The 20,454-nt window shown below is 68.1% G+C and carries 19 protein-coding genes; 10 read left to right on the top strand and 9 right to left on the bottom strand.

Annotated features, from left to right (window positions below; all coding sequences use genetic code 11):
• Positions 1-81 precede the first annotated feature (81 nt).
• Positions 82-612 (top strand): TIGR04338 family metallohydrolase, encoded by a 531-nt coding sequence (locus tag ACFQ9R_RS06190; RefSeq protein ID WP_378989255.1) that lies wholly within the window; start codon positions 82-84, stop codon positions 610-612.
• A gap of 12 nt (positions 613-624) precedes the next feature.
• Here the strand turns inward: ACFQ9R_RS06190 and ACFQ9R_RS06185 are convergent, their stop codons facing one another.
• Positions 625-1,590, bottom strand: coding sequence for an o-succinylbenzoate synthase (locus ACFQ9R_RS06185; RefSeq protein ID WP_378989254.1), 966 nt, complete (start codon positions 1,588-1,590; stop codon positions 625-627).
• A gap of 73 nt (positions 1,591-1,663) precedes the next feature.
• On the bottom strand, positions 1,664-2,833 hold the full coding sequence (locus tag ACFQ9R_RS06180) for a thiolase family protein (protein WP_378989253.1): 1,170 nt from the start codon (positions 2,831-2,833) through the stop codon (positions 1,664-1,666).
• 84 nt (positions 2,834-2,917) lie between these two features.
• Between ACFQ9R_RS06180 and ACFQ9R_RS06175 the strand changes: the two genes are divergently transcribed.
• Positions 2,918-3,448, top strand: coding sequence for a winged helix-turn-helix transcriptional regulator (locus ACFQ9R_RS06175; RefSeq protein WP_378989252.1), 531 nt, complete (start codon positions 2,918-2,920; stop codon positions 3,446-3,448).
• On the opposite strand, the gene ACFQ9R_RS06170 is transcribed toward ACFQ9R_RS06175, so the two are convergent.
• Together ACFQ9R_RS06170 and ACFQ9R_RS06165 are read right to left on the bottom strand one after the other, a co-directional pair.
• On the bottom strand, positions 3,445-4,092 hold the full coding sequence (locus ACFQ9R_RS06170) for an NADPH-dependent F420 reductase (protein WP_378989251.1): 648 nt from the start codon (positions 4,090-4,092) through the stop codon (positions 3,445-3,447). The genes ACFQ9R_RS06175 and ACFQ9R_RS06170 overlap by 4 nt on opposite strands.
• A gap of 146 nt (positions 4,093-4,238) precedes the next feature.
• On the bottom strand, positions 4,239-5,318 hold the full coding sequence (locus ACFQ9R_RS06165; RefSeq protein WP_378989250.1) for an ABC transporter ATP-binding protein: 1,080 nt from the start codon (positions 5,316-5,318) through the stop codon (positions 4,239-4,241).
• Positions 5,319-5,454: 136 nt separating this feature from the next.
• Between ACFQ9R_RS06165 and ACFQ9R_RS06160 the strand changes: the two genes are divergently transcribed.
• The 5 genes from ACFQ9R_RS06160 (at position 5,455) to ACFQ9R_RS06140 (ending at position 10,569) form a co-directional block, all read left to right on the top strand.
• On the top strand, positions 5,455-6,249 hold the full coding sequence (locus tag ACFQ9R_RS06160; protein ID WP_378989249.1) for an LLM class F420-dependent oxidoreductase: 795 nt from the start codon (positions 5,455-5,457) through the stop codon (positions 6,247-6,249).
• A 122-nt stretch (positions 6,250-6,371) separates the two neighbouring features.
• Positions 6,372-8,153 carry an ABC transporter substrate-binding protein/permease gene (locus ACFQ9R_RS06155; RefSeq protein WP_378989248.1) on the top strand — a complete coding sequence of 594 codons (1,782 nt, stop codon included), beginning with the start codon at positions 6,372-6,374 and terminating at the stop codon, positions 8,151-8,153.
• A 76-nt stretch (positions 8,154-8,229) separates the two neighbouring features.
• The gene (locus ACFQ9R_RS06150; protein ID WP_301904090.1) at positions 8,230-8,955 is read left to right on the top strand and encodes an amino acid ABC transporter ATP-binding protein; all 726 of its coding nucleotides are present in this window, start codon (positions 8,230-8,232) and stop codon (positions 8,953-8,955) included.
• A 112-nt stretch (positions 8,956-9,067) separates the two neighbouring features.
• On the top strand, positions 9,068-9,364 hold the full coding sequence (locus ACFQ9R_RS06145) for a hypothetical protein (protein WP_378989247.1): 297 nt from the start codon (positions 9,068-9,070) through the stop codon (positions 9,362-9,364).
• 137 nt (positions 9,365-9,501) lie between these two features.
• Positions 9,502-10,569, top strand: coding sequence for an alpha/beta hydrolase (locus tag ACFQ9R_RS06140; protein WP_378989246.1), 1,068 nt, complete (start codon positions 9,502-9,504; stop codon positions 10,567-10,569).
• A gap of 4 nt (positions 10,570-10,573) precedes the next feature.
• Here the strand turns inward: ACFQ9R_RS06140 and ACFQ9R_RS06135 are convergent, their stop codons facing one another.
• The 4 genes from ACFQ9R_RS06135 to ACFQ9R_RS06120 are packed head-to-tail and all read right to left on the bottom strand — an operon-like array spanning position 10,574 to position 15,793.
• The gene (locus ACFQ9R_RS06135; protein ID WP_378989245.1) at positions 10,574-11,812 is read right to left on the bottom strand and encodes a CHAT domain-containing protein; all 1,239 of its coding nucleotides are present in this window, start codon (positions 11,810-11,812) and stop codon (positions 10,574-10,576) included.
• 44 nt (positions 11,813-11,856) lie between these two features.
• The gene (locus ACFQ9R_RS06130; protein WP_378989244.1) at positions 11,857-13,371 is read right to left on the bottom strand and encodes a tetratricopeptide repeat protein; all 1,515 of its coding nucleotides are present in this window, start codon (positions 13,369-13,371) and stop codon (positions 11,857-11,859) included.
• A complete protein-coding gene (locus tag ACFQ9R_RS06125) occupies positions 13,371-14,486 on the bottom strand; it encodes a hypothetical protein (protein ID WP_378989243.1) in 1,116 nt (371 codons plus the stop codon). The genes ACFQ9R_RS06130 and ACFQ9R_RS06125 overlap by 1 nt, the downstream gene beginning before the upstream one ends.
• Positions 14,486-15,793, bottom strand: a complete 1,308-nt coding sequence (locus tag ACFQ9R_RS06120) for a hypothetical protein (protein ID WP_378989537.1) — start codon at positions 15,791-15,793, stop codon at positions 14,486-14,488. Before ACFQ9R_RS06120 ends, ACFQ9R_RS06125 begins: the two co-directional genes overlap by 1 nt.
• A 158-nt stretch (positions 15,794-15,951) precedes the next feature.
• Here ACFQ9R_RS06120 and ACFQ9R_RS06115 point away from each other — a divergent pair, with 158 nt between their 5' ends.
• From ACFQ9R_RS06115 to ACFQ9R_RS06105, 3 genes are all read left to right on the top strand, one after another.
• Complete coding sequence (locus ACFQ9R_RS06115; RefSeq protein ID WP_378989242.1) at positions 15,952-16,467, top strand: lipoprotein LpqH; 516 nt, start codon at positions 15,952-15,954, stop codon at positions 16,465-16,467.
• Positions 16,468-16,505: 38 nt separating this feature from the next.
• Positions 16,506-17,306, top strand: coding sequence for a hypothetical protein (locus ACFQ9R_RS06110; protein WP_378989241.1), 801 nt, complete (start codon positions 16,506-16,508; stop codon positions 17,304-17,306).
• Positions 17,307-17,461: 155 nt separating this feature from the next.
• The gene (locus ACFQ9R_RS06105; RefSeq protein WP_378989240.1) at positions 17,462-19,522 is read left to right on the top strand and encodes a PhoX family protein; all 2,061 of its coding nucleotides are present in this window, start codon (positions 17,462-17,464) and stop codon (positions 19,520-19,522) included.
• A gap of 67 nt (positions 19,523-19,589) precedes the next feature.
• On the opposite strand, the gene ACFQ9R_RS06100 is transcribed toward ACFQ9R_RS06105, so the two are convergent.
• The gene (locus tag ACFQ9R_RS06100) at positions 19,590-20,324 is read right to left on the bottom strand and encodes a glycoside hydrolase family 25 protein (RefSeq protein ID WP_378989239.1); all 735 of its coding nucleotides are present in this window, start codon (positions 20,322-20,324) and stop codon (positions 19,590-19,592) included.
• Positions 20,325-20,454: the final 130 nt, after the last annotated feature.

Below are 20,454 nucleotides of genomic sequence, written 5' to 3'. Positions count from 1 at the left end.
CGACCGGGCTGTCGGCACTTCGCCGGGCCGTCGGCGGCCCGCTCGGCGGTGCGTTCCCGGTGGGGAGCGGCGGGCAGGGCTGTGGCGCCGGGTAGTTCGCCACGGCCGCAGCGCGACAGCCAGCGTGCCAAGGTCTATGACGGTGAGCAGCTGGTGCGTGGGGTATTCGATCGTGCCGACGAGTTCGGCCACCGGACGGTCGAGGTCTACGGCTCGCAACTGACGTTGCCGGTGGAGCGACGCTTCGCCTCCGTGGAGTCGGTACAGAGCTACGCGGACAAGGTGCTGGCACTGAATTGGGTTCGCGCGCAATGGGAGCGAGCCGCGGTATCGATCAGGGTCCGGGCCCGGGGTGGTGCCGCGGCCGCTCACTACGAGCCGGAGAGCGCCGTCCTCGCCGTCCCGCTGCACACCGGCTCCACCGCATGGGCGCTTCGCGAACTGGTGGTCCTGCATGAACTCGCCCACCACCTGGCGCCCGATTCGGCGCAGGCACCACACGGACCCGAATTCTGTAGCCGCTATATCGAATTGGTGAACGGTGTGATCGGCCCGGAGGCCGCATTGCTGATCCGGGCCACTTTCGCCGGATGCGGTGTTCGGTTCGGCTAGGGATTTGCTCGCTCAGCGGTCTTCGAGCAAGGCGCTGACTCGCTCGTAGCGTCGCAGCCACCAGTCGGCACGGTCTGGATCGGGGTGTCGGTATTTGTCCAGCAATGTGGGGTCGGGTTCCGGTGGCGAGGCCGGGACCGGCAACCATCCGTCGACCGGCAGCAACGACGCTGTGACGAGATCACCTTCGAACAGTGCGAGAGTGCCCAATCCACAGGCGAATTCGAGCTCGGGCAGCGCGCCCGCCAACGCCAGCTGCGCCGACAGGCCGACGCTGGTCTCGAGCGCCGACGAGACGACGGTCGGCAGCCCGGCCGCCCCGGCGACCGCCAATGCCCGCCGGACCCCACCCAGCGGCGTGCACTTGAGTACCGCCACGTCAGCGGCGCCGGCCACCGCCACCCGCATCGGGTCCTCGGCCCGGCGAATCGACTCGTCGGCCGCGATCGGCACCGAAACCCGCCGACGCACCTCGGCCAATTCCGCCACGGTTCGGCACGGCTGTTCTACGTATTCCAAACCCCCGGCGGCTTTGTCGATCTCTCCGATATGGCGGACGGCGGTTTCCACGTCCCACACCGCGTTCGCGTCGATCCGAACGGCCCCGGATTCCCCGATCGCTTCGCGCACCGCGGCCACCCGAGCCACATCCTCGCTCAGCGAGTCGGGGTGATCCGCCACTTTCACTTTCGCGGTCGCGCAACCGGATTCCCGAACAATTCGGCGGGCTCGGGTGGGATCCACCGCGGGCACGGTGCAATTCACCGGAATCCGATCACGCACCGGGGCCGGCCACCCCACTGTCACCTGTTCGACGGCGGTAGCCAACCACCCGGCCGCTTCGCGATCGTCGTATTCGGGAAACGGGCAGAACTCGCCCCACCCCAATTCGCCCCGGATCAACATCCCCTCGCGCACAGTGATCCCCCGAAACCGTGTCCGCAACGGAATCGCATAAACAAACAGTTCGGTGCTCACCCGACCGATCGTAGATCTCGCTACGCGGGTCGAGACGAACGGCGGCGCTCACGGTGAGCGCCGCCGTCCGGTGTCACAGGCGTTCGATGATGGTGGCGTTGGCCAGGCCACCCGCTTCGCACATGGTCTGCAGCCCGTAGCGCGCTCCACGCTGCTGCATCGCGTGGACCAGCGTGGTCATCAACCGCGCCCCCGAAGCGCCCAGCGGATGCCCGAGCGCGATCGCCCCACCGTGCACGTTGACCCGGCTCATGTCCACCCCGGTCTCTTTCGCCCACGCCAGCACAACCGGCGAGAACGCCTCGTTGATCTCGAACAGGTCGATGTCGCCGATGTCCAGACCAGCCCGGCGCAGCACCTTCTCGGTGGCCGGAATGACCGCGGTGAGCATCAGCAACGGGTCGTCGCCCGCGACCGAGAAGCTGTGCAGGCGGGCCAGCGGCCGCAGGCCGAGCTGCTCGGCGCGTTCGCCGGACATGATCAGAACGGCGGAACTCCCGTCGCTGACCTGGCTGGCGGAGGCGGCGGTGATCTCCCAGCCGATCTGCGGGAACCGCGTCGCCATCGCGGGGTCGTAGTAGGCGGGCTTCAGTTTCGCGAGGGTGTCGATGGTGCTGCCGACCCGGATTCCCTCATCCGTGGTCAGCCCGTTGATCGGTGCGAGTTCCGCGGTGAAGAGTCCGTCTTTGGTTGCCCGAGCGGCCTTTTCATGACTGCCGAGAGCGAATTCGTCGAGCTGGGTTCGCGTCAGACCCCATTTCGCGGCGATGAGTTCGGCGCTGATTCCCTGTGGGACGAGGTCCTCGGGATAACGCTGCGAGAAGGCGATGCCCGACAGGTCGGTGGCGCCGACCAGGTTGGCGCCCATGGGAACTCGCCCCATCGATTCCACTCCGGCGGCGACCACGATGTCGTACGCGCCCGCGATAACCCCCTGTGCGGCAAAGTGAATCGCCTGCTGACTGCTGCCGCACTGCCGGTCCACTGTCGTGGCGGGCACGGATTCCGGATATCCGGCGGCCAGCGCGGCCCGCCGGGTCATATTCGATCCCTGCTCCCCGACCTGGGTGACGATGCCGCCGATCACATCGTCGATGAGCGCCGGATCGATCCCGCTGCGCTCGACCACCGCCCGCAGGCTGTGGGCCAGCAGATCGACCGGATGAACGTCGTGAAGTGCGCCGTTCGGCTTGCCCCGCCCGATCGGGGTGCGTACCGCTTCGACGATGACCGCGTCTCGCATGGAAGTCCTCTTTCGCCAACGCTGGCTCTATCTGACAATAGCCAGCTTAGATCCTAACTATCATCGACTCAAGTCAGATTGGCTATGATGTCTCTCATGGCAGCCGTGATGGAAGGACCCCTGGCCGATCTCAGTAAATGGGAAACGGCGGGCTGTTCGATCGCCAGAGCCATGGACCTCATCGGCACCCGCTCCGCGATGCTCATCCTGCGCGAGGCCTACTACGGCACCCGCCGCTTCGACGGCTTCGCCCACCGAGTGGGCATCACCGACGCCGCCGCGGCGGCCCAACTCCGCAAACTCACCGCCGCCGGCCTCCTGGAAAAACGCCCCTACCAGGAGGAAGGCAAGCGCACCCGGCACGAATACGCCCTCACCCAGATGGGCCGGGACCTGCTCCCCGCAGTCGTGGCCCTCTGGCAATGGGGCGACGCCTACCTCCAGCCGGGCCCGCCACCCCTGCTGCGGGTAGACGCGGAAACCGGCGAACCGGTCCGCGTCGACCTGCGCACCTCCGACGGCACCGAGATCCCCCTGGAACGCCTGGCGGTCCGAGTCAACGAGGACTACCTTCGCGACCGCGCCGAACGCCGAAGGAAGAACCCGGACAGCTAGGCGCTGAACACGCCGATCGTCACGTCCTCCGTGCCGAGGGCCTGGAACAGGCTGACCCACAGCAGGACGACCGGCTCGGTGCTGCGGGCCGTGTTGAGCGCGCCGAGGTCGATCAGCTGTTCGTCAGCCCAGCCGAAGGAGTTCAGCAGCCGCGCCACCTGCGACTTGGCATCGGCGTCGTCACCGCTGAGAAAGATGGTGTGCTGTCCGGGAATTCGGGCCGGGTCGACCATCACCTGGTTGTTGGTGGTGTTGAGCGTCTTCACCACGCGGGTGGCCGGAAAGGCCCGCTGGATTTCCTCGGCGACGCTGCCCGCCTCGGGGACAACGAGTTTCGGCGGAAAGCCCTGCGAGAAGTCGAGTGCGTTGGAGACGTCGACGATGATCTTGTCCGCGAGATTGTCCGACCCGGCCGCGGTGAGCGCCGCTACCGATACCGTGCCCGATGTCGCATTCACGATCAGTTCGGCCGCTGCCGCCGCCTCGGCGAAAGTGCCGTGCGCCCCGCCGGTTTCGGCTGCCCACGCGGTGGCGTCGGCATTGTCGGCGGTCCGCGACCCCATCGTCACCGTGTGCCCGACCTCGACCAGCTTGCTCGCCAGCCGTCGACCGACCTGGCCGGTGCCGAGTACTGCTATGCGCATGTCACTACCCCATGTCGACAAACCCGCCCGGCGATCACCGGGTCCGAGCATCAGCATAGGGCCGCACCGGAATCGAGCCGAGCGTCTACGCGCACAGCGCAATCGTGCGCGGGCGACTCGAGCCACGAGCCGCCCGCGCATCCGAATCAGCGCAGGCGCTTGCCGTCCACGCTGAAGAAGTACACGTGTTCGGGGTCGGTGGTCAGGCAGAGGCGATCGCCCTTGGACGGCGGGTTGCGCCAATCCACGCGCGCCACAATCGTTTCCCCGGTCTGCCCGCCGGCGCCCGCCGAGAGGGCGCGACCGTAGACGTAGGCGTCGGAGCCCAGCTCCTCCACGACGTCGACCTCCAATTCGAGGCCGCCGTCGCCGACCTCGAGATGTTCGGGGCGGATGCCGAGGACCACGGAGCCCTCTCCCGCGTCGGCCACCGCGCGCGGCACCCGTACCGGGTAGCCACCGATGGTGACGGCCCCGTCGGTGACGGGGAGGGTGAACAGGTTCATCGCGGGCGAACCCATGAACCCGGCGACGAACATGTTCGCCGGATCGCGGTAGAGGTCGCGCGGCGAGGCGCACTGCTGGAGCAGGCCGTCCTTGAGGACCGCCACCCGGTCGCCCATCGTCATCGCCTCGACCTGGTCGTGCGTGACGTAGACGGTGGTGGTGCCGAGCCGGCGCTGCAACTGGGCGATCTGGGTCCGGGTCTGCACGCGCAGCTTCGCGTCGAGGTTCGACAGCGGCTCGTCCATCAGGAACACCCGCGGCTGCCGCACGATCGCGCGCCCCATCGCCACGCGCTGCCGCTGTCCGCCCGAGAGCGCCTTCGGCTTACGGTCGAGGTACTGCTCGAGGTCGAGGAGCTTGGCTGCCTCGAGCACCCGCTCGTCGCGCTCGGCCTTGGACACCTTGGCCAGCTTCAGCGCGAAGCCCATGTTCTCCGCGACCGACATGTGTGGGTAGAGCGCGTAGTTCTGGAACACCATCGCGATATCGCGTTCCTTGGGTTCGGCGTTGGTCACGTCTTTGTCGCCGATCCGGATGCACCCGGCGTTGACCTCTTCGAGGCCGGCCAGCATGCGCAGCGAAGTCGATTTGCCACACCCGGAGGGTCCGACGAGTACGAGGAATTCGCCGTCGGCGATCTCCAGGTCGAGTGCGTCGACCGCGGGTTTGGTGGCACCGGCGTAGAGCCGGGTAGCGCGGTCGAAAGTGACGGTAGCCATGCGTAGATCAACATCCCATCCCGGCAGGAACGTGCCGGACGATCCGAGTAGTGGGTCGCTGGGATCGTAGCGGCCCACAACGGTGCCGGGTAGCCTCGGTCGCGGTGCCAACCCGAGCCATCGAGGAGCCAGCGAGATGAGTCGTCCGGTCCGTATCGGAGTCCAGCTTCAACCGCAGCACGCGCCTGATTACGGGCTCATTCGCGATGCCGTGTTGCGGGCCGAGGACGCCGGAGTCGACATTGTCTTCAACTGGGATCACTTCTTCCCGCTCACCGGCGACCCGGCGGGCGCGCATTTCGAATGCTGGACGATGCTCGGCGCGTGGGCGGAGCAGACCGAGCGGGTCGAGCTCGGCGCGCTGGTCACCGGCGGCGGCTACCGCAATCCCGACCTGCTCGCGGATATGGCGCGCACGGTGGACAACATCAGCGGCGGCAGGCTGATCCTCGGCATCGGCGCGGGCTGGTTCGAGCGTGACTACGACGAGTACGGTTACGAGTTCGGTACGCCGGGCAGCAGGCTGACCCTGTTGAAGGAGAGCATGGCGCGCATCACCGCCAGGCTCGGGAAGCTGAACCCGCCGCCGGTCCGCGACATCCCGATCCTGATCGGCGGCGGTGGTGAGCGCAAGACGCTGCGCCTGGTCGCCGAGTACGCCGACATCTGGCACTCCTTCGCCGACGTGGCGACTCTCGGCCGCAAGAACAAAGTGCTGGCCGAACACGCGGCCGTCGTCGGTACCGACGAGTCGCGGATCGAGCGTTCGGTGCAGTGGCAGGGTCGCGACGAGGCGAAGGCGCTGCACGATGCGGGCGTCACCCTGTTCACCGTGGGTGTTTCCGGCCCTGGCTACGACCTCACCGAAGTCCGGCGCGCCATCGAATGGCGTGACGAGACGAACCCGGCCGTCCTGGAGGGCCTCGCGTAGTTTCGATCACGCTGCGGCGAACCCGCTTCCGGGCCTCGACCGGCTGTCGCCGTGGATCGACACCGTGAGCCGCAGCGCTGCGTAACCTTCGCCGTGCAAGGTTGCGGCTAGGGTCTATCGGCATGGCAGGTGTACGAACTCGGGCGCGGATCGCTGCCCTCTTGCTCCTCGTCGGCGTCGCGGCGACCGGTTGCGGCGGCTCCGAGAGCAGCTCCGCGCGCGACCTCTGTTCGCCACCGGGACCGAGCGCCGCCGCTGCCGCGCCGACCAATCTGGCCGCGGGCGAAACCGCGGGCGCCGATCGCTACACCACCGCGACAACGGCGCCGGTCGACTCGATCGACACCACGAAGCTCGGCCTGCTCAACCCGGGCACCCTGAGCGTCGGCACCCTGTCCGACGCGCCGCCCAGCATCTGTGTCAACAGCGAGGGCGCCTTCACCGGCTTCGACAACGAACTCCTGACCGCGATCGGCGCGAAACTCGGTCTGCGCGTCGAGTTCTCCGGCACCGAGTTCGCGGGCCTGCTCGCCCAGGTATCGGGCAAGCGTTTCGATGTCGGCTCGTCCAACATCACCACCACCGATGCCCGCCGCGAACTGGTCGGCTTCACCAACGGCTACGACTTCGGCTACTTCTCCCTGGTCGTTCCGCAGGGCAGCGCGGTGAAAGGCTTCGGTGACCTGAACCAGAGCTCGCGCATCGCCGTGGTGCAGGGGACCGTGCAGGACGAGTTCGTGGTGAACCAGCTGAAGCTGGATCCGGTGAAGTTCCCCGACTACAACACCGCCTACGCGAATCTGAAGTCCGGCCAGGTCGACGCCTGGGTCGCACCGTCGGCGCAGGCCGAGGGCGCGATCAAACCGGGCGACGGAATCGTGGTCTCGCAGAACACCTTCAGCCTCGACAACTTCGTCGGCTACGCGGTGGCCAAGAACAACCAGCCGCTGATCGACGCACTCAACTCCGGCTTGGACGCGGTGATCGCGGACGGCACCTATGCCCGTCTGTACGCCGATTGGGTGCCCCGTGAACTCCCGCCGGGGTGGAAGCCGGGCTCCAAAGCGGCGCCCACACCCCAGCTTCCGGACTTCAAAGCGCTCGCGGCCGAGAACCAGCCGGGCGAGACCGAACAGGTCGCGCAGAAGTCGACGCTGCAACAGTTGAAGGACACGTTCTTCGACTGGTCGTTGTACCGCAAGGCTTTTCCCGATCTGATCAAGACCGGTCTGCCGAATACCCTGATCCTGGCCTTGGTCTCGGGTGTCCTCGGCACCGCGATCGGCATGTTGCTCGCGGTGATGGGCATTTCCCGCACCCGCTGGTTGCGCTGGCCCGCCCGCGTCTACACCGACATCTTCCGTGGCCTGCCCGCCGTGGTGATCATCCTGCTCATCGGTCTCGGCATCGGCCCGGTGGTCCGCAATATCACCGGCGGCAACCCGTACTGGCTCGGCGCGGTGGCGCTGGCGCTGCTCTCGTCGGCCTATATCGGCGAGATCTTCCGCTCCGGTATCCAGTCGGTGGAGCCCGGTCAGCTCGAAGCCGCGCGCGCGATCGGCTTCGGGTACCGCCAGTCGATGACGCTGGTGGTGATCCCGCAGGGTGTGCGCCGGGTGCTGCCCGCGCTGATGAACCAGTTCATCGCGCTGATCAAGGACTCGTCGCTGATCTATTTCCTCGGCCTGCTCGCCTCGCAGCGTGAACTGTTCGCCGTCGGCCGCGACCTCAACGCCCAGACCGGCAATCTGTCCCCGCTGGTCGCGGCGGGCCTGATGTATCTGGTGCTCACCATCCCGCTCACCCACCTGGTCAACTACATCGACCAGCGCATGCGCACCGGCAGACCCACTCCCGCCGACCCGATCGAGCAGGCAGTCATCACAGAAGGGCGAGGCGCATGAGCGAGCGTAGCGAGCGGCAGACCAGCACAGCTGCATATGCAGTCATGGCGGAACCGAGCGCCAGCGAGGTGGAGGCATGAGTGCATCGCTGACCGGCACCGGGCTCAATCTGACGCTCGGCAACAACCACATCCTGCGCGGTGTCGACATCCACGTCGAGGCGGGCCACGCCACCACCGTCATCGGCCCGTCCGGCTCGGGCAAGTCGACGCTGCTGCGTGTGCTCAACCGCCTGCACGAACCCGATTCCGGCGATGTGCTGCTCGACGGCAAGTCGGTGCTGAAGGACAACCCCGACAAGCTGCGCCAGCGCATCGGCATGGTCTTCCAGCAGTTCAACCTGTTCCCCCACAAGACCGTCGCCGACAACATCGTGCTCGGCCCCCGCAAACTGCGCGGCCTGTCCGCCGACGAGGCCCGCGCGCTGGCGATCGAACAGCTCGAGATCGTCGGTCTGGCCGACAAGGCCGACGCCCGGCCCGCTTCGCTGTCGGGCGGCCAGCAGCAGCGCGTCGCCATCGCCCGCGCGCTGGCCATGAAACCGGAGCTGATGTTCTTCGACGAGGCCACCTCGGCGCTGGACCCCGAGCTGGTGAAGGGCGTGCTGGCGCTGATGGCCGACCTCGCCTCGGGCGGCATGTCGATGATCGTGGTGACCCACGAGATGGGGTTCGCCCGCGAGGTCTCCGACAGCGTCGTGTTCATGGATCAGGGCGTCGTCGTGGAGACCGGCACCCCCGACGCCCTGTTCGACGACGCCAAGACCCCACGCCTGCGCCGCTTCCTCGATCAGGTCCTCTGACCAGGTAAGGGGCCTCGCAGCAACGCATGCGCAACTGCTAATGTCGGAAGTGCTTGGAGCTCCATTCGATCAGTACCGGACCGCGTTCCGGGAAACCGGAAAGAGAGAGCCGATGACCACCACGCACGCCGAACACCCGCAGCACACCCATGTCCACGGCCCCACTTGCGGCCACGTCGCCGTTCCGCACGAGGACCACGTCGACTACGTCCACGACGGCCACCTGCACCGCGAACACGACGGCCACTTCGACGAGTGCGAGACCACAGCACACGTCGAGCACACCGCCCACACCCACGAGCACGGCCCCGGTTGTGGTCATGTCGCCGTCCCGCACGGCGACCACGTCGACTACATCCACGACGGCCACCGCCACGCCGCCCACGCGGACCATTACGACGATCACTGACCACCAGGCCGACCCCGCCCCGGCGGGGTCGGCTGCCCGTATTACCTCTGGCTCGACGATCGATCGGTTCCCCGGATAATGTCTGTGCCTGCGGCCTGCGTCATGCCTGCCGATTCACGGATGGGGATTCTCGGTAGATGGGCAGAACAATCAGGCGCACAATGGTTTTCGGTGTCGTCGGCAGCGTGCTGGCCGCGTGCGCGGCCACCTTCGGCGCGGGCAACGGCCTGGCCGACGGGCGCGATCCGATCGTCGAAGCCAAGAAGCTCCTCGCGACGCCGACCACCGCGAACGGCTCGAATATCATCTCGAGCAGGGTCGATGATCGAAATCTGACCATGCTGGTCTTCTCCGCCGCGATGAACAAGGGCATCACCGTGAAGGTGCAGCGTCCGAAAGACGCCTCTGTGCCGCGCCCGGCGCTCTACCTCCTCAACGGCGCCGGGGGCGGCGAGGACCGCGCGACCTGGTGGCAGAACACCGATGTCGGCGATTTCCTCGCCACCAAGGACGTCAACGTGGTGATGCCGATCGGCGGCGCCTGGGCGTACTACACCGACTGGCAGCAAGACGACCCGGCGCTCGGCCGCAACAAATGGCGCACCTTCCTCCTCGACGAACTCCCGCCGCTGGTCGACGCGGCACTGGGCACCAACGGCGTCAACGCCATCGCCGCCAACTCGATGACCGCGACGGCCGTCCTGCAATTGGCCGAGGCCAAACCGGGTTTCTACCAGTCCGTCGCCGGCTACAGCGGCTGCGCGCAGATCTCGGACCCGATCGGCAAGCAGTTCACCAAGCTGGTCGTGGAGACCTACGGCGGCGGTGACGTCGGCAATATGTACGGTGCCGACGACGACCCGGCCTGGGTCGCCAACGATCCGGTCGTCCACGCCGAGAAGTTGCGCGGCACCAGGCTGTTCGTCTCGGATGCCTCCGGCCTGCCGGGCCCGCACGACCGCATCGACGACCCGTACATGATGAATCCGACGCCGTTCGGCCTGGCCAACCAGCTCGTAGTCGGCGGGATCATCGAGGCCGCGGTCAACTGGTGCACCCGCAACCTCGAGTCCCGGCTGGACGAGTTGGGGATTCCCGCCACCTTCGACCGTCAGGCGAGCGGCACGCACTCCTGGGGCTATTGGCGTGATGCCTTCTATCGGTCGTGGCCGGTGCTGGCCGCGGGTTTGGGACTGCCCGAATAGCCGGTCAGTCGGTGACGGTGGCGAAGGCGGCCCAGAGCAGGGGCGAGTTCTCGGCCGCCGGAGCGTCCCGCCATGCGGACAACTGTGATCGCTGCCAGGTCAGCAGGGTGGGGACGGGTGTGGAGGAATCGTGAGCGGTGTCCACGGCGCAGACCGCGGCTTGCAGCGGGTGGCCCGTGGTGGGGGTGAGAGTGTGGAAGGCGTGGTCGGTGGGCAGCGGCCAGCGGGTGGCGGTGACGAGTTCGGCGCCCGCCGAGAGGGCCGCGGTGGTGAGGCCGAGGGCCTCGGTGAAACGCAGATCGCCGCCGCTTTCGCAGGCGATGAGGGCGACGCGGCTCGGCATCGGCCACCGGTCACGTCCGGGGACGGGGGTGGAGTCGAGCGTATGGGTGCCGAGGAGGAGGTCTTTCGCCGAGAGCGGGCGATGGGTGCGGTTCGTCGCCGCGAAGCCCCGGGTGTCGGCGGTGCAGCTGAGGTGGAGCTCGGCGTGTTCGCTGCGTCCCGATTCCGGTGCGGGAGCGGTGACATGGCCGACGTAGACGAGTCGGCTCGCGCCCGCCCGCAGCACCTCGGACAACCAGTCGCGGTCGGTGTCGGCGCGACGGAACAGTTCCACCGCGTCGTCGACACGGGGAACCACGCGCTCTCCGTAGCGGCCGAAGTGTTGTGCCACCAGGGTTTCCGCCGACGGCCTGCCGAGTACCGAGCCGAGTTCGGAGTCGGCGCGAAACCCCGGCACGCGCGGATCGAGTACCGCGACCACGGGTAGCTCGCGAGTGTCGTTCCAGCGGTGCGCGATTCGGTCCGGCGCGTGCACCACCGAGACCGGTGCGAGCAGGCTGATATCGGCGATGTCCAGCAGCCGGATTCCCGCATCGGGGGCGAGGATCTCCCACGGCACCTGCGCCAGCCTGGGTGAAGGCTGGATCCGCAGATGTGGCCGAATCCCCCGCTGCGACAGTTCGTACAGCTGCACGGCGAGCCCATAGGGCAGCAGGGTGCGTGACAAAGCCTGCGCCAGTGCACTTTCCGCCTCGGGATCGACCAGTGCGCCCTCGGTCATGACCCGGCGCAGATCGTCGGGTCGCGCGGGGTCGGGTACCGCGTCGGTGAGCAGTCGCAGTGTCTCGCGCACGTGGTCTCGGGGCAGTACCGCTACGCCGCGCGCCAACGCGTCGTCGGCCCATCGCCACGACACGTACACGTCACCCGCGTCGGCCAGCCTGATGAAAGCTGTCGGCACACTGCTGAGTTCGGCAGCCGAAGGCGTTCCCGTTGCCGGCTCGTTCACAGCGCGATCACCCGGCTGTCGCGGACGGGGCGTCCGTAGCGCTGCTCGGCGTGGGAGATGAAGTCCGCCAGGACGATGCGGCCGTGGTCGGTCAGCCGGGGTGGTGGCGCGACGGGGATGCCCGCGGCGGCGGCGACATCGGCGAGCGCGGCGCCGAGTTGCAGGGCCGGTGTGGTGATCTGTTCGGCGGGCTCGGGATCGAACAGCTGGAACTCGAGGGCAGGCGCCGTGACGTCGGAGTACGCGGTGGTATCGAGAGTCGTCCCAGCACACTGTGTCTCGATCAGATCGCTCACCAGTTGACCGTTTCCGGCGAGCGCGGCGCATCGGAAGGCAACGCGCATGGCGGGTTCGGCGACGGTGCGGTGCCAGTGTTCACGCTGGTTGCCGTTGGGGAGGGTGTGGCGGACGGCGTCGATGGCGAGGGCGGCGGGGACCGCCAGGGACACCGCGCGGGCCACCAGGTCCGGATCCGGTTGTGCCGCTTGCTCGATCGAGGTGTGGAGGAGTTCGGCGTGCCAGTAGTCGAGCTGGGCGCAGTGCATCCCGAGGCCCTGGGCGGCGTAGGCCGCGAACGAGGTGTCCAGTAGCTGCTCGGCGGCAGCGAGATCGCCTTCCGCACAGGCGACGGTGGCCAGGCGCAGCCGCATGTCCGCCGCGTCCACCACCGCGCCGGTGGAGTCGAACCGATCCAGTGCCCGTTCGTAATACGCACGCGCCGTGGCGAAGTCATTGCGGCGTTCGGCGAGAAAACCCATCGTCTTCGACCCGATCCCGGACCAGTGGCCCAGTTCACCGGCCTCGAAGAACTTCTGACTGGCCAGCAATGGCTCCTCGGCCTCGTCGAAATGCCCGGCCCGCACCAGCATCGTGGCCAGATTCTGCTGCGACTCCGCGACCGAGGCGGCCTCGCCCGCCGCGGCGAAGGCGGCTACCCCTTGCCGAGCGAAGTCGATAGCCAGTTCCCAGCGACCGGTCTCGAAGGAACAGGCCGCCAGGTTCATCAACGGGTGACCGGCCAGCTCCGGCGCGAAACGCTCGGTCACACCGAGAGATTCGACCGCCAGCTCACCGGCGCGCGCCCACTGCTGCCGGTGCAGCGCGACCGCCGTCAGCGACAGCAGGCACGCCACCCGCAGCAGCCCCTGATCGATGCTGTCGGCGAGCAGCACACGCGCCTGCTCGAGCACATCCTGCGCGGCATCGAACTCGCCCAGATGCTGGAAGGCCTGCGACAGATTCACCAATGCCGCAGGTCGCTGATGTGCGGCATCGTCGGGCATTTCCGCCAATGCCGTTCGGAACAGCACCACCGAGCGCCGATGCTCACCGAGCTCGTCGGCCATACTCGCGGCATTGATCAGCGCGGCACTGCGCAATCGCGGCGCCGCATCGTCGGCCGCCCGCTCGAAGATCTCCAGTGCCGCGACCACATCGCCACGCTGATAGGCCGCGTACCCCGCGGTGAGCTGGGCGTCGTCGCGATCGGATGTCCTGCCCGTGGCCGCCATCAGAAGTCCTCGTCTGTTTCGGCGGCCGCTGTTTCGGCGCTCAGGCGCTGGTCGCCGGTGTGTTCGGTGAGCCGGGCGCGGGCGAATCGGCGGATCCGCTCCCGGGCGGCCGACTCGTCTTGCGGCGGATCGGCAGGACCGACACCGGGCACGAAAACGGTGATCTCCGGCGAGTTTTCCGGTGTGCCGGGGATTCGCGCCGAGCCGGTCCAGGCATCGCCCCGCAGGTGCAAGGGCATCTCGACATCGGGTCCCGGCCGGTCGTGCTCGGTGTCGGCGGGCAGCCGCACTCGAACCCGCGCGTGCGGCCGAAGGTGTTCGGGGACGAGTCGCCGGCAATCCGGCGCGGCGACCACGCTGACCCGCACCGTCGATACCCCGGCCGCGCGGGACACCTGCCACGACACGGCGTGCTCGCCCGCGTCGAGAATGCCGGGCGGGCACCGTCGCCAGTCCCAGCCACCACTGCCGCGCGCCACGATCAGCCCGTCGGACGAGTCGGCGCCGCCGGCCGCCAAGGCGTAGTCCTGCGCGCGGCCCCGTGATCCTGTCGACTCGCCCAGCGGCCCTCGCTCGTCGGTGGAGTCGGATAACCCGAAGTCTTCCTGCGTGCCCGGCATCGACCCGCGATTCCCCGAGCCGGCGTCGCGCTCCGTGCCGTGCTCGCCGTCATCGCCGTCGACCGCCATCTCGCATTGCGCGGTGAGCATCCCGATTTCCTCGACCAGCAGCCGCGGATCCAGGGCGGGAATGCCGTCGATGGTCGACGCGGGCCACCACCGGCTCGCCCAGTGCGCGTAGGCGAGTCGTCGCAGGGCCGCCGCCGGCGCGCGTCGAGCGGGCGCGGCTGTCAGCGCTGCGGGCCGGTTGTCCGCGAGCGCCGAGGCGACCTCTTCGCCGTACACCGCCCACACCCAATCCTGTGCGGCATCGACGTCATCGAGTACCGCGGCGGGCACCGATTCGTCGTCGAACAGGCTCCAGCTCAGATGCCCGCCCACGACCTCGAGAACCAGCACATCGAGCCCTGGCGCGGCATCGGTGACCAGTGGCGTCCGCTCCGGAGCGATCACGAGCAAGCCCGGCTCCGCACGGCGCAGGTGGACGACTGTCATCAGCTGGCCCTCGCTTCCACATCGGCCACGGTGTCGGCGGTCAGCGCCTGTTTCACCCGGGTGCGGTGGTCCAGGATCACCGACCGGGCGACACCGTCGAGCAGATCCCACAGCTCACCGGGATCGAACACCGGCAGCTCGCGCACATCCCGACCGTGCAAACGCACCCACAACCTGCGCGAATACGGCCGCCACGGCGCGTGCAACTCGGCGGCCACCGTCGCGAGCGGTCCCGTCTGCCCGTCGACCGCGTGCACCGCGTACCGACGCGCCTGCAGCACATACCCTTCCCGCCGCCAGCGACCGTTGACCACGTCGTGCGCACGCGACGAAGGAGCCGGGTCGACCGCCGCCTGGGCACCGAACGGGGAGAGACCCAGCGCCAGTTCGGTACCCGCCGCCGCGGCGACCCGCAGCGATTCGTCGAGCAGTCCCCATGGCGAACAACTACGCGAGATCTCCCGCGTGACCAGCTCCGCAATCTCGGGGAGGTCGGTCCGATCGATGCTGCCCTGCAACACCGTGAAGACCCGCTCGTACACGGTCCGGTCGAAGGGCAGACCGAGGCTCGCGGTCGACGCGGACGCGCCCAGCTCGGGGCGCTGTGGGCTGGCACAGCTGGTGAGCCCCAGGTCGTCGGCGCCCGCGTCGGGATGCGTGAGCCACAGGGCGATCCCGCGCCGGGTGCCGGCACCGCTGTCGACGATGTCGTCGAACAGCGGCCCCGCATCGGCCGGATCTCCCGAACGGGCGAGCGTGCAGGCTTCGAGCAACTCGGTCAGTTCGGCCGCCAGATCCCTTGCGCCGTAAGGGGCGAGCGGGCGGCGGGCCCAGGCGATGTCCAGCAGTTGCGCCAGTTCGGCCGCGCGAGCCGGGTCGGTGACATGGTGTTTCAGTGCGGCGGTGGTGCGCCCGCCGGTGCTGTCGTGGACTTCGCGCAGCGTCGCCTCGGCCCTCGCGTGCGCGCGGTCGCCCGGCGCACCGTCCACAGTCGCCAGCTCGAAGCAGCGCTGGAAGTACAGATCCTGGGCGTTGCCCTCGGTGATCCGCAGCCTGCGCCGCACCTGCTTCAGGACGACGAACCACGCCGCACACGCCCGCAGCGCATCGGACTGCGCGTGCAGCAGTGCCGTGAGCAGCGCGATCCCGTCCTCGTCGAGCATGCTCGACGACAGCCCGGGATGCTGCATCGGCCGCAGCACCAGCGGATCGAGAATCAACTTCACCGTCCGCCGCAACGGTCCGCCGTCGGCCCCGCTCAGCGCGTCGACTCCGTCGAGCCCTCGCCACACCTCATCGAGCACCATGGCGCGCGGTCTCCGCATCCGACCAGGTTATAGGTATTTTCGGCGGCTGGTGCGGCGGTTGCCGAGCGCGAAAGTTGGGATCGGTAGGCGGGGAAAGATTTCTACCTTTCTCTCAACGGGTTACCAGCCCGGTCACACCGAGAGAAACGGAAACCACCATGAACACCAAGCTGATCGCCGCCCTCGCCGCTTCCGCCGCCGCCACCGCGCTGTTCGTCACCGGTTGCAGCGACGATGCCGGCACCGCCTCCCCGAGCACCGCCGGATCGGCCGCTCCGGCCCCGGCCGCGGGCAAGTCCACCGCCACTGTCGACGGCAAGGAATTCACCGCGAAATTCGACACCACCTGTGCCAAGCAGGGGGGCACCCTCGCCCTGGCGCTCACCGACACGGCCAACGCCACCTACGGCAGCCTCTCGGTCAGCGCGTCGGTCGAAGGCGACAAGGTCCAGGCGGTCGCCATCGGCGGTAGCCAGGGCGGCGCCAACGGCCTGCCCTACGCCGTCGGCTACGGCAACGGCCAGCCCGGCGGTTCCGCGACCCTGGCCAAGGACGGCAACACCTACCGCGTCACCGGCGAGGGCATCAGCGCCGACATGACCAACCCGCTGGCGGGCCCGTCGACGGCGAAGTTCGACATCACCTTCGCCTGCTCCACCATCGTCGGCGCCTGACCCTTCGCGACCCGGTCGCATCCATCCAAGGAGAAATCATGAAATCCAAGCTGCGTGCGGCCGCGGTCGCCTTCGGAATCCTCGCCATCGGCTACTACCTCTTCTACGGCCTCACCTACACCCCCGACGAATACACCGGCGCGATGCTCGGCTGGGTCGGTCCCCAGATGGCCCTGCCGATCATCGCGCTCACTATCGTCCCGATCGTCTTCGCCTTCACCGGCGACGGCATTCTCGAAGCCTTCACCGGCCGCAACAGCAGCGAGTTCCGCGACGGCGCGGTCGGTATCGGCACCATTACCTCGTTCCGGCAGACCGGCGTCTCGGTGAACGACCAACCGCAGGTCAAGATCGCTTTCCGGGTCGAGGGGTCCGACGGAAAGGTCTTCGACTCGCACGCCAAGATGATCGTGCCGCTCACCGAACTGGCCCTGCTGCAGCCGGGCGTCGTCCTGCCGGTCCGGTATCTGCCCGGTCGCACCGACAAGGTCGAGGTCGACCGCTCCGGCGACAACGGCGCCGCCCAGCGCGCGATGAACGAATCACTCATCCGCAAGGGCATCACCACCCGCGGCAAGCTCGACATCGCCGAACGCGGGCTGGCCGCCCAGGCCGTGGTCCGCAGCCTGGACGTCCCCGGCCGCATCCGCGGTGGCTACACCGAGATCGCGCTCGGTCTGGTGGTCACCCGCCCGGACGGCACCACCTTCGAGACCCGCGCCGAGAAGTACCTGCCGCCCACCGCAGTCGGGCACGTGCAGGTGGGCCGGATCGTGCAGGTGCACTATCTTCCGGGCAACGAGCAGGAAGTGGTGATCTCCCTTCCGGTCAACGCCTGATGACAACTCCCGCGCACTCGGCGCGCGCCGTGGCTGATCCATCCGTGATCGGTCACAGCGCGCGCCGAGTTTTGGTCGTCCGTTCATCTACGCGTTCCCGATGGCTCGCTTGGGCTGCTTACGGTGCCCGGAGTCCGTTCTACTCAGGAGTCACCGTGAGTCCGAAACCGCTCGCCCTGTTCGTCAAGCATGACGGTCAGTCGGCACGCGCCGCCCTGACCTGTGAATACAAGTGCGGCAACGCCTGCTTTCACGAGCCCCCGAACACCTCCGAGGGTGCCTACTTCGGTGACATCGTCAGCGGCCTCAACCGCCGTGGCCTGATCAAGGGCGGCGCGGCCGCGGTGCTGGCCGTCGGCGCCGCGAGCGCGCTGGCCGCCTGTGGTGACGACTCCGAGGCCGCGAAGACCCCGGCCCCGACTCCGGCCGGAACCCCCGGCACCGGAACGGCGTTCACCGCGGTGGCGCCGAACAAGGAAGACGCGCTGACCATTCCGGAGGGCTACGACCAGCAGGTCGTCATCCGCTGGGGTGACCCCCTCTTCGCCGACGCCCCCGCGTTCGACTTCGACAAGCAGACCGCCGCGGCGCAGCTGAAGCAGTTCGGCTACAACAACGACTTCGCCGCGCTGATGCCGATCGAGGGCCAGGCCAACAGCTACCTGCTCGTGGTCAACCACGAGTACACCACCGGTCCGATGATGTTCCGCGGGTACAACAAAGACGCCCCGACCGACGAGCAGATCGCGATCACCAAGGCCGCCCACGGCATGGCCGTGGTCGAGGTCAAGGGTGAGGCGGGCTCGGGCAAGCTCACCCCGGTGTTCGGCAAGTACAACCGCCGCATCACCGCCGACACCGAGTTCCTGCTCACCGGCCCCGCCGCGGGCAGCGCGTTCACCGTCACCGGTGCCGACCCCTCGGGCAAGAAGGTCCTCGGCACCTTCGCCAACTGCGCCGGTGGCGTGACCCCGTGGGGCACAGTGCTTTCCGGCGAGGAGAACTTCAACGGCTACTTCGCCAACGGCGACAAGGCCTCCGACCCGCAGGGGCGCGTCAAGCGCTACGGCTTCCCCAAGGGCGGCACGCCGAACCAGTGGGAGCGCACCGACAAGCGCTTCGACCTGAGCCAGGAACCCAACGAGGCCAACCGTTTCGGCTATGTCGTCGAGGTCAACCCGTGGGACGCCGCCGCCACGCCGATCAAGCACTCCGCGATGGGTCGCCTCAAGCACGAGGGCGCGTCGATCTACGTCACCGACTCCGGTGATGTCGTCTCCTACACCGGCGACGACGAGAAGTTCGACTACATGTACAAGTTCGTGTCCTCGCGCAAGATCCAGTCCGGCACCGGCGCTTCCGCGATGCGGCACAACCTGACCATCCTCGACGCGGGCACCCTCTACGTCGCCAAGCTCACCGGCGACCACGCCGACAAGATCGACGGCAGCGGCGCGGTCCCCTCCGACAAGGGCTTCACCGGCAAGGGCCAGTGGATTCCCCTGCTCGAGACCGGCGACGACGGCAAGGGCAAGTCCCTGGTCGACGGCATGTCCGCCGCCGAGGTGGCGGTGTTCACCCGCCTGGCCGCCGACAAGGTCGGCGCCACCAAGATGGACCGCCCCGAGGACTTCGAGGCCAACCCGTTCACCGGCAAGGTCTACGTGGCGCTGACCAACAACGACAACCGCGCCAAGGACGACAAGCCGCGCGTCGACGAGGCCAACCCGCGCAAGCTGAACAAGAACGGCCAGGTCCTCGAGCTCACCGACAACCACACCGGCACCGACTTCACCTGGTCGCTGCTGCTGGTCTGCGGTGACCCCGCCGCCGCCGACACCTACTTCGCCGGCTTCGACAAGACCAAGGTCAGCCCGATCTCCTGCCCGGACAACCTGGCCTTCGACCCGTACGGCAACCTGTGGATCTCCACCGACGGCAACGCCCTCAAGACCAACGACGGCCTGTTCTCGGTGATCCTCGACGGCCCCAACCGCGGTGAGACCAAGCAGTTCCTCACCGTGCCCAAGGGCGCCGAGACCTGCGGTCCGATCGTCACCGAATCCCACGTCATCGTGTCGGTCCAGCACCCCGGCGAGGCCGACGACGCCACCCCCGACAACCCGCAGTCCCACTGGCCCGACGGCGGCACCTCCCAGCCGCGTCCCGCCGTGGCGGTCGTCTGGAAGAAGAACGGCGGACGAATCGGCGTCTAGCCGGCTCCCGATCCGCTGACGAAACCGCTACTCGGCTGGGCGAGTGGCGGTTTTGTCATGTCTGTCCTCAGCTGCTGCCGAACATTCCCGACATGTTGGCGAAGCGGGCGAGGTCGCCTTGCGCGCCGCTGTAGATGTTGACGTCGGTGCCGCCGTGGATGCCAGGGACCGTGCCGCGGTCGGTGGTTTGCCAGAAGGTCCAGGCGGGCCAGTTGCCGGGGACCTCGGGCTGGTCGTTGCCGCTGTAGTCGGCGATCCAGAGCGGGTACCGGGTGAAGGCGCTGGTGTCGGCCATCGCGGTCTTCCAGAAGTGCGGGTAGGTATAGATGATGGGCGTGCGGCCGGTGAGGGTTTGCAGCGCGTTGAGGTAGCGGTGGGTCCAGTCGATGAGCGCGGCGGAAGCCAGACCGCCCGAGGTTTCCAGGTCGAGCACCGGGGGCAGGTCGAGGGGCCCGTTCTGGCCGAGGACCGTCGCCGCGTACATCGCGGCCTGCGGTTCGGGCGGCAGCTCGGGTCGCGCGAAGTGGTACGTCCCGCGCGCCACCCCGGCGGTCCGCATGAGAATGCTGTCCTGCACGAAGAACGGATTGATGTAGTGCAGGCCCTCGGTGGCCTTCACCATCGCGAACTGGTGTCCGGCCGCGCGCACCGCGTGCCAGTCGATCATCCGGCCGTCCACATGCTGCCAGGACGACACATCCGGCCCGCTGGGCTCCGCCTGCGCGGTAGCGGGAAATGCGCAGACCAGGGCGATGAGCGCAACACAACCACGAACCGTCGAACTCCAGCGCTTGGTGTCCATGGCCGTCGACCGTAGTGACTTGTTGCCTGTGTGACCAGTGGTGTTGGTGTGTGTCTGTGAAAAGTTACCGAAAGCCTGTCGGCCCGTGCCCGTATCTTGGTGCGGACATCGGCTGACAGGGAGTGGTGGC

This window comes from Nocardia sp. NPDC056541, assembly GCF_042794235.1.
GTDB lineage: Bacteria > Actinomycetota > Actinomycetes > Mycobacteriales > Mycobacteriaceae > Nocardia.
The sequence above is the reverse complement of the archived record's forward strand: the minus strand, read 5'-3'. Positions and strand labels throughout refer to the sequence as shown.